This is a genomic window from Sphingomonas sp. CCH15-F11 (assembly GCF_001557005.1).
In the GTDB taxonomy this organism is placed as follows: Bacteria; Pseudomonadota; Alphaproteobacteria; order Sphingomonadales; family Sphingomonadaceae; genus Sphingomonas.
Window position 1 is genome coordinate 1 of the sequence record NZ_LSKG01000032.1, and the last position, 11,198, is coordinate 11,198.

11 protein-coding genes are annotated in these 11,198 nt (G+C 65.1%); 6 read left to right on the forward strand and 5 right to left on the reverse strand.

The features are described from left to right. Nucleotides 1-198: 198 nt before the first annotated feature. Nucleotides 199-1,476 carry a phosphopyruvate hydratase gene (gene eno / locus AX709_RS03105; RefSeq protein ID WP_066546662.1) on the forward strand — a complete coding sequence of 426 codons (1,278 nt, stop codon included), beginning with the start codon at nucleotides 199-201 and terminating at the stop codon, nucleotides 1,474-1,476. 82 nt (nucleotides 1,477-1,558) lie between these two features. On the opposite strand, the gene AX709_RS03110 is transcribed toward eno, so the two are convergent. Further along, entirely contained in the window at nucleotides 1,559-2,026 is a 468-nt protein-coding gene (locus tag AX709_RS03110) for a DUF1203 domain-containing protein (protein ID WP_066546665.1), read from the reverse strand. 161 nt (nucleotides 2,027-2,187) lie between these two features. Between AX709_RS03110 and AX709_RS03115 the strand changes: the two genes are divergently transcribed. After that, on the forward strand, nucleotides 2,188-3,150 hold the full coding sequence (locus AX709_RS03115) for a hypothetical protein (RefSeq protein ID WP_156454126.1): 963 nt from the start codon (nucleotides 2,188-2,190) through the stop codon (nucleotides 3,148-3,150). Between the two features lie 123 nt (nucleotides 3,151-3,273). Here the strand turns inward: AX709_RS03115 and AX709_RS03120 are convergent, their stop codons facing one another. Next, complete coding sequence (locus AX709_RS03120; protein WP_197417036.1) at nucleotides 3,274-4,149, reverse strand: formate/nitrite transporter family protein; 876 nt, start codon at nucleotides 4,147-4,149, stop codon at nucleotides 3,274-3,276. A gap of 199 nt (nucleotides 4,150-4,348) precedes the next feature. Here AX709_RS03120 and AX709_RS03125 point away from each other — a divergent pair, with 199 nt between their 5' ends. From AX709_RS03125 to AX709_RS03135, 3 genes are all read left to right on the forward strand, one after another. Next, entirely contained in the window at nucleotides 4,349-4,660 is a 312-nt protein-coding gene (locus AX709_RS03125; RefSeq protein ID WP_066479466.1) for an FtsB family cell division protein, read from the forward strand. Between the two features lie 147 nt (nucleotides 4,661-4,807). Beyond that, on the forward strand, nucleotides 4,808-5,854 hold the full coding sequence (pdhA, locus tag AX709_RS03130; protein WP_066546671.1) for a pyruvate dehydrogenase (acetyl-transferring) E1 component subunit alpha: 1,047 nt from the start codon (nucleotides 4,808-4,810) through the stop codon (nucleotides 5,852-5,854). Between the two features lies 1 nt (nucleotide 5,855). Next, nucleotides 5,856-7,259, forward strand: coding sequence for a pyruvate dehydrogenase complex E1 component subunit beta (locus AX709_RS03135; protein ID WP_066546673.1), 1,404 nt, complete (start codon nucleotides 5,856-5,858; stop codon nucleotides 7,257-7,259). 72 nt (nucleotides 7,260-7,331) lie between these two features. Here the strand turns inward: AX709_RS03135 and AX709_RS03140 are convergent, their stop codons facing one another. From AX709_RS03140 to AX709_RS03150, 3 genes are read right to left on the reverse strand one after another with little or no spacing between them, the layout of a single operon-like run. Beyond that, the gene (locus AX709_RS03140; RefSeq protein ID WP_066546675.1) at nucleotides 7,332-7,976 is read right to left on the reverse strand and encodes a TadE/TadG family type IV pilus assembly protein; all 645 of its coding nucleotides are present in this window, start codon (nucleotides 7,974-7,976) and stop codon (nucleotides 7,332-7,334) included. Beyond that, nucleotides 7,973-8,692, reverse strand: a complete 720-nt coding sequence (locus AX709_RS03145) for a TadE/TadG family type IV pilus assembly protein (protein WP_066546677.1) — start codon at nucleotides 8,690-8,692, stop codon at nucleotides 7,973-7,975. The genes AX709_RS03140 and AX709_RS03145 overlap by 4 nt, the downstream gene beginning before the upstream one ends. Continuing rightward, complete coding sequence (locus tag AX709_RS03150; protein ID WP_066546679.1) at nucleotides 8,689-10,686, reverse strand: TadE/TadG family type IV pilus assembly protein; 1,998 nt, start codon at nucleotides 10,684-10,686, stop codon at nucleotides 8,689-8,691. The genes AX709_RS03145 and AX709_RS03150 overlap by 4 nt, the downstream gene beginning before the upstream one ends. A gap of 73 nt (nucleotides 10,687-10,759) precedes the next feature. Between AX709_RS03150 and AX709_RS03155 the strand changes: the two genes are divergently transcribed. Further along, the coding region (locus AX709_RS03155; protein WP_197432010.1) for a squalene/phytoene synthase family protein at nucleotides 10,760-11,198 on the forward strand (439 nt) is incomplete at its 3' end.

Sequence of the window (11,198 nt, forward strand, 5' to 3'; positions counted from 1 at the left end):
GGGTTTCCTCGGGGGCGTTCTGATTGGCCATGACTTGGGTTTCCCTCAAAAGAATAAGTTCGCGCTCGTTTCAGACAACATCGTCCGAAGGCGGGGGTTCCGTCCGGCACGGCGGCAATTGCTCCGCTCCGCGACAGCCGATAGAGGCAGCGCCGGGTGGCCCGTCCGTCCACGGCCAATACCTAGGGAGATCATTCCATGACCGCAATCATCGACATCCACGCGCGCCAGATTCTGGACAGCCGCGGCAACCCGACGGTGGAGGTCGATGTGATGCTGGAGGACGGCAGCTTCGGCCGCGCCGCGGTCCCCTCCGGCGCGTCGACCGGCGCGCATGAGGCCGTCGAGCGGCGCGACGGCGACAAGAGCCGGTACCTCGGCAAGGGCGTGCTGGCGGCGGTCGAGGCAGTAAATGCCGACCTTGCGGAAGCAGTGCTGGGCATGGACGCCGAGGACCAGAGCGACATCGACATGGCGATGATCGAGGCGGACGGCACGGAGAACAAGGGCCGGCTGGGTGCCAACGCGATCCTGGGCGTCAGCCTGGCCGTGGCAAAGGCGGCGGCGGATGCGCGCGGCCTGCCGCTCTATCGCTATGTCGGCGGGGTGTCGGCGCATGTCCTGCCGGTGCCAATGATGAACATCATCAATGGCGGCGAACATGCCGACAATCCGATCGACTTCCAGGAATTCATGGTGATGCCGGTCGGCGCACCCAGCCTGGCCGAAGCGGTACGGTGCGGCGCGGAGATCTTCCACACGCTCAAGAAGAAGCTGCATGACAAGGGGCTGGCGACCGCGGTGGGCGACGAGGGCGGCTTCGCCCCCAACCTGGCCAGCACCACCGACGCGCTCGACTTCATCATGGCGAGCATCGAGGCGGCGGGCTACACGCCCGGCGACGACGTGATGCTCGCGCTCGACTGCGCCGCGACCGAGTTCTTCAAGAACGGCAAGTACGAGATGGTCGGCGAGGGCAAGTCGCTGACCCCGCACGAAATGGCCGATTATCTGGCCGATCTGGCGGCGCGTTATCCGATCCTGTCGATCGAGGACGGGATGGGCGAGGATGATTTCGAGGGCTGGAAGGCGCTGACCGACAAGATCGGCAACAAGGTCCAGCTTGTCGGCGACGATCTGTTCGTCACCAATCCCAAGCGGCTGGCGATGGGCATCGACAAGGCCCTGGCCAATTCGTTGCTGGTCAAGGTCAACCAGATCGGCACGCTGACCGAGACGCTGGCAGCGGTCAGCCTGGCGACGCGGTCGTCCTACACCGCGGTGATGTCGCATCGTTCGGGCGAGACCGAGGATGCGACGATCGCCGACCTGGCGGTCGCCACCAATTGCGGGCAGATCAAGACAGGCAGCCTCGCGCGCTCCGACCGGCTTGCCAAGTACAACCAGCTGATCCGCATCGAGGAAGAGCTGGGCGATGCCGGCGTCTATGCCGGGCGGAGCGTGCTGCGCGGGTGACGGGAAAAGGGGCGAACCACGCCATGCGGGGGCGGCTGGCATGGTAGTGCGGTGTAGGACAGGGGCAATGGCTCTCTCGACCTCAAGTCGCCCGCGTGACCCGGGCGGCGAAGCATCCCCGCTTGGCGAAATGGATGTGCAGATAGGCGGCACAGGGATCCGCGAACTGGCGCTCGATCAGATCGACCGCGCGGGTGCCGTCGACGACGTCGGCGTCGACCATCATCCCGCTCGTGTCGAACGCGCGGATCGACAGCAGCCGCGCGGCGATCACCGGAGGGATGGTATCCACGAACTGCGCCGCCGCTCGCGAGCCACTGGCGACATAGATGGCGTGGGCCGAGCGATAGGGTGACAATGCCGGCTGGTGCTCGAAATTGAGCAGCAGCAGCCGATCGCCCCTTGCCGCGCCGGCGAGGGATATGCGGCAGGGATAATCGTCATTGTCCGCGTAAACCGCCACAATGCCGTCGCGTGCAAGCGCCGCGTCGCTCTTGGCGAAGAGCGGCGCAAACTGCGCCGGGGCGAGTCCCTCGATCCGAAACGACATCTGTGTCTCCTCTCGGACATGTCTTTGGCATGGGGCGGGTGGCGGCGCGTCCCGGTTGTTGCGGCCAATGCACGGCGCGCCTGCTTCGGGCGCAAGGAACGGGATGTCATTGCGGGTAATGCTGCCAGCAAGAGCGCATCACATCGTCCAACGGGGGAAGTATGCGCAGCACTGAAAAGGGGATGGCGTCCTCGCTCGGGATCGCCAGCCTGATCGGCTTTGTCGCGTCACAAGCGGTTCGTGATGTTTATCTCGGCCATCTTTTCGGTCAGCTTGGCTTATTCGAAGTAGCCGCGCTCGCTTTCGGGACCGCCGCACTGGTGTTCGGGGCGGCGTTGCTGGTGTTCAGCCCGGATCAGCTTCGGTTGCTGATCCGTGGCTGGCGAACCGTGTTGCTCCTCAACCTGACGACGGCGATGGCCTGGCTAAGCTATTTCCAGGCACTGCGCTTAGTGGAACCGGCCGCAGTGAACCTGGCGTTCAGCGGCATTGCGCCGGTCGCCGTCATGGCGCTGGGTGCGCTCGGCCTGACCAGCCAAGGCGAGCGACGGCCGGGTAACGCCGAGCGGGCTATGCATTGGGGCCTGGCCTGCTGTGTACTGGCGCTTGCCTTGACCATCGGGGCGATCGGTGTGTCGCTCGCCGCGATGGCCGGGACTGCCATCGCCGCTGAAACCATTTACGCCAAGCGCTTCAATCATCTTGGCGTGTCGCCGCTCGCCATCGTTGGCTCCCGCTTTTTGTTGGTCGCGGTGATCGCCGGATCGGTTGCCGCGACGCTCCCCCAGCCGTTCAACGGCATGTCCGCAATCGAGATGGGGGGACAGGCGGTTATCTTTCTCGCGATCCTCATCGGCCCGATCTATCTGGCACAGGCCGGGCTGGCGCTGACGTCGCCCCTTGTGGCCGGCGCGATCTGCGCGCTCGGCCCGGTCGCCACGCTGGTGCTGCAGACGGCGTCGGGGGAGGCGGAATTGTCCGCGACGATGCTGGCAATCACGGCGATTTACGCAATCCTGGCGGTCATTGGCTCGGTACTCGCGTCACGAGGCGCCGGTCGAGGCGGCGCTGCGTCGGCCGCTCGGACCGCGAGCGAGGCGCCGGGGTCAATGGCCGTAGAGTGAAGGGGGCGCAGGCCCCCCAGACCAACCACCCGCCAGTCTGTTCTCGGCTTTGCAGACTTCCGGGCCGCCAAGAACTTCGGCAAAGTCGCTCAGCGGTGCGGCCTCGGCTGAGCGGCTGAGCGGCTAAAGCTCCCGTCGGACCTGGGCGTAGGCGAAGAGCGCGAACAGGCCGGTCCCGCCGATGATGTTGCCGGCAAGGGCGGGCAGGATGAAGTCGCGGACTGCCCAGACGAAGGTCGCCTCGCCCGACCAGGCGAGCAGGAACGCCTCCGCCGCGCCGGCGACGACGTGGCTGAACCCGCCAAGTGCGATCACATAGGTGATGACGAGCACGAGCGCGAAATGGTCGCTCTTGGTGCTCGCCAGCAGCCAGGCGATCGATGCGATCAGAAAGCCCGCGGGTATCCCCTGCAGCAGCACGTCGCCCGGCGACTTGCCCAGCAGGCTCATCGAAATCTCGACCATCGCCTGTTGCAGCGGCGGGGCGGCCAGCCCGCCGGCCGCTGCCACCCCGGCGACGGCGAAGGCCCCGATCATGTTGGCCCCGAACACGATCGCCCACAGTCGCCCGAGCCGCGCGAGGTTGGACCGCGTGGGGCGACGCGCGACCGACAGGACGGGAACGACCGTCTGTTCGGTGAACAGCTGCATACGCCCCAGGATCACGATCAGGAAGCCGACCGAATAGCCAAGATCCGCGATCGCCTCGCGCCCGACCATTTCGGGCAGCTTCTCATGCAGCGCGCCCTCCGCGATCACCGATGCGAAAATCGCGACGCCTGCCGCCAGGCCCGACCAGAACAGCGATCCGGACGGCCGTCGCATCTCCTCGTCGCCCGCCTGGCTGATCGACGCGAACAGGGCAGGCGAACGCAGCGGGGCCTGATCGTCGATCTTTTCCTGCTCTGCTTCCGACAGGCCGGAATCGTCCTTCGCCGCGTCGCCCGCGACCAACGCGTTTCGGGCGACGGGTGATTTGCCGGTTTTCTGCTCGTCCACGACATCCCCCCAAAATAGCTGAAGCCGTAACGTTTGGCCGGGCGGTCGGTTGCGGTGGCCCCTTGTCCATTGCGCGCGGGCCGTTGGCCAAGCCGCAGATCCGCACAAGGGTGCAGCCTCTGCGCTCGAAGCGCGGGCGCATCGCGTCATGGTTACCAAAAGCTGTTGATCGCGGCCGCGGCTTGCGTAATGACGGGACATGGCACGATCAGCAAATATTCGATCCCTGGTCAGCCGGGCCGGCGTGCCCGCGCTGTCGATGATCTTCATGCTGTTCTTCGGCTATTATGCAGTGCTCGGGCCCAATGGCGTGTTGCGCTATGGCGACTATGTCCGCCAGCGCGAGGTCAAGGCCGCGCAGTTCGCCGAGCTGCAACAGGCCCGCGCCGAACTTCGCAATCGCGTCCGCCTGCTCGACCAGAAGCGCGCCGATCCCGACATGGTCGACGAGCTGGTTCGCACCAAGCTGAACGTCGTGCATCCCAACGAAGTCATCATCCCGCTCGAATAGACGCGCTGCGGTGGTCCGGATCGCGTCGCATACGAATGGATCGCGATGCGGCGAGGGTGACGTTTGCGTGAACATTGCACGCGGCCGCGCTTCGCGCTTATAGGCGGGCACATCTTTCCCTTCCCCAGGAACGAGGACCCTCGACACGTGGCCAAGGCACCGGCGCAGCGCGCGAAAAGTGAACCCGCCATCCCCAATCGCGAGCGCCCCGACGAACCGGTGCGGTTCGAGGCGAGCAAGGACCAGCTGCTCGACTTCTACAAGCAGATGCTGCTCATCCGCCGGTTCGAGGAAAAGGCCGGTCAGCTTTACGGGCTCGGCCTGATCGGCGGCTTCTGCCACCTCTATATCGGCCAGGAGGCGGTCGCGGTCGGCCTGCAATCGGCGCTGACCGACAAGGATAGCGTCATCACCGGCTATCGCGACCACGGCCATATGCTGTTGTGCGGCATTCCGCCGCGCGACGTGATGGCCGAACTGACCGGGCGCCAGGCGGGCATCTCGAAGGGCAAGGGCGGCTCGATGCACATGTTCAGCGTCGAGCATAAATTCTATGGCGGCCACGGCATCGTCGGCGCGCAGGTGTCGCTGGGCGCGGGCCTGGCGTTCAGCCACAAGTACAACGACGACGGTGGCGTGTGCCTTGCCTATTTCGGCGACGGCGCGGCGAACCAGGGCCAGGTGTACGAAAGCCTGAACATGGCCGAGCTGTGGAAGCTGCCGATCATCTTCGTCATTGAAAACAACCAGTATGCGATGGGCACCAGCGTCAACCGCGCGTCGGCCGAGGACCAGCTCTATCGCCGGGGCGAGAGCTTTCGCGTGCCGGGGCTCCAGGTCGACGGCATGGACGTGCTGGCCGCGCGCGGTGCTGCCGAGACCGCGCTCGCCTGGGTCCGCGCGGGCAAGGGACCGATCATCCTCGAGATGAAGACCTATCGCTATCGCGGCCATTCGATGTCCGATCCCGCCAAATACCGGTCGCGCGACGAGGTGCAGTCGGTCCGCGAAAAGTCCGACCCGATCGAGCAATGCAAGCGCGAGCTGGAGGCGATCGGCGTCAAGGAAGACGAGCTGAAGGCGATCGAGGCGGAAATCCGCAAGGTGGTGAACGACGCCGCCGACTTCGCAGAGACGACGCCCGAGCCCGACGCGACCGAACTGTACACCGATGTGCTGGTGGAGACCTATTGAGATGGCGATCGAACTGAAGATGCCGGCGCTGTCGCCCACGATGGAAGAAGGCACGCTGGCCAAGTGGCTGGTCAAGGAAGGCGACACGGTCAAGTCGGGCGACATCCTGGCCGAGATCGAGACCGATAAGGCGACGATGGAGTTCGAAGCCGTCGACGAAGGCACGATCGCGCAGATTCTCGTTGCCGAGGGCACCGACGGGGTGAAGGTCGGCACGGTGATCGCAACGATGGCGGGTGAGGGCGAGGATGCCGCAAGCGTCGCCCCGGCGAAGGCCGGGGCCGATGGGGACGGCGCGCAACAGCCAGCGGCCCCGGCCTCCGCCGGTGCGACGGATGCTGACAGCGAGGACGGCGCACGCACGCCCGAGCCGCTCAAATCGACCGCGCGCACGCCCGACCCGGAAGTCCCCGCCGGCACCGAAATGTTCAAGCAGACCGTGCGCGAGGCGCTGCGCGATGCGATGGCCGAGGAGATGCGTGCCGACCCGCGCGTGTTCGTGATGGGCGAGGAAGTCGCCGAATATCAGGGCGCGTACAAGGTGACCCAGGGCCTGCTCGACGAGTTCGGGCCGAAGCGGGTGATCGACACGCCGATCACCGAATATGGGTTTGCCGGTGTCGGCACCGGCGCGGCGATGGGCGGCCTGCGCCCGATCGTCGAGTTCATGACCTTCAACTTCGCGATGCAGGCGATCGACCACATCATCAATTCGGCGGCCAAGACCAATTACATGTCGGGCGGCCAGATGCGCTGCCCGATCGTGTTCCGCGGCCCAAATGGCGCGGCGAGCCGGGTGGCCGCGCAGCACAGCCAGAATTACGGGCCTTGGTATGCCAGCGTCCCCGGTCTGATCGTCATCGCGCCTTATGACGCCGCCGATGCCAAGGGGCTGATGAAGGCGGCGATCCGCACCGACGATCCGGTCGTGTTCCTGGAAAACGAGCTGCTCTACGGCCGAAGCTTCGAAGTGCCCAAGATCGACGATTATGTCCTGCCGATCGGCAAGGCGCGGATCATGCGCGCGGGCAAGGATGTCACGATCGTCAGCTACTCGATCGGCGTCGGCCTTGCGCTCGAAGCCGCGGAGAAGCTGGCGGGCGAGGGGATTGACGCCGAAGTCATCGACCTGCGCACACTGCGCCCGCTCGACACCCAGACGGTGCTTGGCAGCCTGAAGAAGACCAACCGCATGGTGGTGGTGGAGGAAGGCTGGCCGACCTGCTCGATCGCGTCCGAGCTTGCCGCGGTGGCGATGGAACAGGGGTTCGACGATCTCGACGCCCCGGTGCTGCGCGTGACGAACGAAGACGTGCCGCTACCCTATGCGGCCAATCTGGAAAAGCTGGCGCTGGTGAGCACCGACCGCGTTGTCGCGGCCGTGAAGAAGGTGACCTATCGCTGATCCGCATGCCGTGTTCGGAGAAGGCGGGGCGGCGGTGTCGCCCCGCCTCGCCGCAGTCATCCGGTCAAAGCGTCAGCAGGTCGACGGCGTGAGGCCGGAAACCGGATAGACCTGGGACAGGTCGCGGCGGTCGCGAACCATCATCGCCGCATATTCCATCATCAGCGAATCCGGCGCGAATTCCGTCTCGATCAGCGGCTGATATTCGTAAAAGATCTGCACGAACATCGTTGCGTTGTTGTCCGTCACGGTCGCCTGTCGGCCGATGGGTCCAATCCCGTCGAGGTTGGCGTCGCCCTCGTCACCGAAGGTCGAAGCATGCTCGACCTTGGCACCGGTGCAACGTTGCCAGCGGATGCGGTATTTGCCCGCATTGGCGGGATCGTTCTCCAGGCTGGACAGGATGATGCGGCCGTTATTGGCGATGTCGAGCGTTCCCGACTGCAGAGCCGCACCGATGAATAGATCGTTGATGTCGCCCTCGTTGATCTGCTTGGCCTGGAGCTGCGTGCCGCGACCGATCCGCGCGGCATTGTCGACGACCTGAAGAGCGAGCTGGCTCACCCGCATCCGGGTCGTGATGTAGTTGGTCAGCTCCGCGCCGCTCAGCGACAGCAGCAGCATGAAGGGCAGGGTATAGGCGAACTCGATCAGCGCCACGCCGCTCCGGTCGCGGCGCAGCGTCGACAGCCGACGGAACATGACAGCGCGGCTCATGTGCAATATCTCGTCTGCGGGGTGGCGAAGGCTTCCTGGTCACCATAGGGCTGGTTGCGCAGCACCGTCGTGGCGGTCACGGTCTTCGATTCCGATCCACCGACAAAGGCGTAGAACGGAAATACCGACGGATAGGTGACCCTGACGCTGTAGATCACGGCGTCCTTGGCGCCGCCCTGGCCGTCGCGGCCCAGATTGGCTTCCCACGTGCCGTTGCTATTCTCGTCGGTATAGGCCTCGCCATTGTTGCAGGCCCCATTCGGCTCCGACAACGTGTCTTCATAGGGTTCGCCGGTATTCCACTCACCGTCGCCGTTCGAGTCGGTGAATACCTCGCCATAGGTATAGCGCCCGTTGGCACCGCCCTCGGGCATGTCGGTGAAGGGCTCGTAGCGACGCTGTGCCTGCTCGTAGGTCGTGAAGAATTGACGCGAGATTTGCACGACCGCCCGGTTGTTGAGCTTGCCGATTTCGGTGCGGACCAACCCGTCGAGGACGGTTTGCTGCGCATCGAGCTGGCCGCCTTCCAGCGTTCCGTCGCGCGCGGTCTTCTGGACGATCCCCTGCGTCATCGACGTCATGTACAGCGTGTGCGCAATGTCCATGCCGCCGAGCAGCAGCACGGTCATCACCGGCGCGATCATTGCGAATTCGACCAGCGTTGTTCCCCGCTCGTCGCGGACCAGTGCTGTGCCGAGGCGATCGTACCATGTCATTGCGTCAGCCTCAGCTGCGAGATCTGGTTGGCGATGTCGTTGAACGTCTGCTGGAGCTGCGTCGAATTGCGCGCGCTGAAGAAGCGGCTCGGGCTGGCGCAGCTCGTCATCTGGCCCTCGATCGTCGGGTTCGACGTCCCGAACCAGATCACCCACAGCGTGATGTTCTTGTTCTTGATCGCCGAACAGATCGCCTGGGTGCGCGCGTTGACCTGCTGGGTCAGCGTGCCGGTAGTGCTGCAGCCTTCGGTCGGCTCGACGGCCGGATCGGTCTGGCGGCGATCGTACCAGGACAGACCATAGGCCTGGTAATTGGCCACCGAGGTGCACGCGTCGCCGTCGGTCATGAACACCAGGTGCCGTTCGATTTCACCACCTTCGGGCGTGAACCGGTTATCGTCGGCGAACAGGCCCGTCGGCGACATCAGTCGTCCGCCCCAGATCAGCCCGATGTCGTGATAGGTATTGCCGTTCGCCGTCAGCGAGTCGACATACGCCTCGAACGCTGATGCCGTCGCCCATTCGGTCAACCGTGTCGCAGCCGTGCTGCAGTTGAAATTGCCGGTGCTGAAATTGTTGAAGCTGCGGATTTCATTCAGCGACCGCGCGCTTGTGTTGTCGTAGTTTTCCTTGCGCTGATAAGTCACGGGAAGCGCCGGACGCCACCGAGTCGAGGGGCTGGTCAGCTCTGGAACACGATCGATATCGAGGTCGAGCGCGTTTGGATCGATCGGATAATAGCTCGTCGCGCGCACCGTGTCGCGTTCCTCGATACACCCTGCCCAGCTGATCGCGCTTGTGCTGAGCGGCAACGTGACAGAATCGTTCCACCCGGTGCCGTTTTTCAGCCCCGACACGTCGAACTCGACCGGCTTGTACATCCATGCGTTCAACGTGACCGACGACGGCGTGCCGACCGGAACCTCTGTCAGCGTGAACGTACGGTCATAGCTGCGTGTGCGCGTGCGGTATTTGCACCCGTTGTTGCCTGCTGCGTAGGAGACGAATTGATACTCGCGGTCGCGCCATTGCCGCTTTGATTTGAAGGTGCCGATCGGCAGGTTGGCTTCGGAATCCTCGAAGCCGGCGCCCCAGTTATTGTTCCGTGGCTCGTCCCGCTCCGCCGGTTGGAGAAATGCTTCGCACAATTCCCTGGTCGCGGTGGTGGTGCTCTGGTTGTTGGACCAGTTGCTCCAATTCCCCTTGGTCCCGTCGACATAGCCGCCAGGCATCCCGCCGACGGTTACTCGCTCACGCGACTGGTAGGTCCAACGGTCGACCAGCCACTCCGGCCGGAGCAGCTTTCCGACATTGGCGTTGGTCGCATAGGGAACGAAGCCGAACCGGATCTGTGTTTCCCCGCCGGTGCCGCCGCTCGGGTCGCCCGCGATGCAGGCCGCGGCAGTATTGAGCCGCGCCAGCGTTTCATAGAAGCACTTCACTGCGACCTTCAGCCCGGTCAGCTTGCTTTCGCTGTCGCCGGGGAGCGTCGAGTCCATCGATCCGGTCACGTCGAGCACGAACATCACATCTGTGTTCGGCAGGCGCATTTCGGCGTCGCAGCTGACCGACAGCGAGCGCTGCTCGCTGCCGAAGACGCGCATGAGCGTCATCGGCACCTGGGCGGTGGCGACGCCCGTTACCTTGCCTGCCGATTCAGTATAAGTCGCCGCGATGTTCGACGCGCCATAGGCGCTGGTGCCGATGTTCGACGAGAAGAAGCGCTGGGCGACCCCGTTCGGCATGTTGTTGCTCTGGGTCCACAGGCCGCCGCCCATCGCCTTGCGCCCCGCCAGCGCACCGGCGTCGCAGGCATGCTGAAGCCGCGTCTTGACGAGGTAGAGGCGGCTGAGGTCGAGCCCGCCACCGATCATGCCGGCCATCGGAAAGATCGCCGCCGCCATGATCGCCATGGTGTTGCCGCGCGTGTCGCGCGCCAGCCTGACGAGGAAGGGGCGCGACGCATCCGTGCTTGCAATAGCGCGCTTTTTCATTCCTGTGCCTAATCCAATTCCCGGTTCAACGACCTTCTGTGGCACGCCAATGGATAAGTACGGTTGAAGACGCGTGGTTAATCCCGAGGAAAGCTTTGCGGGGCGCGATCCGGAGCGCGCGATCGTGCTCGCCTATGCACCGACGGCGGCGCGGGCGGGCCTTGCCGCCTTGCTGGACCTCGATGACACGCTGGCCGCGGTCCTGCGCGGCAAGGGCGAACCGATGCTGGCGCAGATGCGGCTGACCTGGTGGCATGACGCCATCAGCAAGCTCGATTCCGCGCCGCCGCCCGCACAGCCGGTGCTGCAGGCGCTGGCCGCAGCCTGCGTCGCACGCGGCGTGCCGGGCGGCGACATGGCGCGGATGATCGAGGGGTGGGAGACGCTGCTCGATGCCCCCGTGCTCGATGGCGTCACGCTGTCCGCCTATGCCGAGAAGCGGGGCGCGGTCCTGTTCGACTGCGCGGCGCGGCTGGCGGGGGCGGAGGCGCGCGCGGCGACCGCGGCGGGCG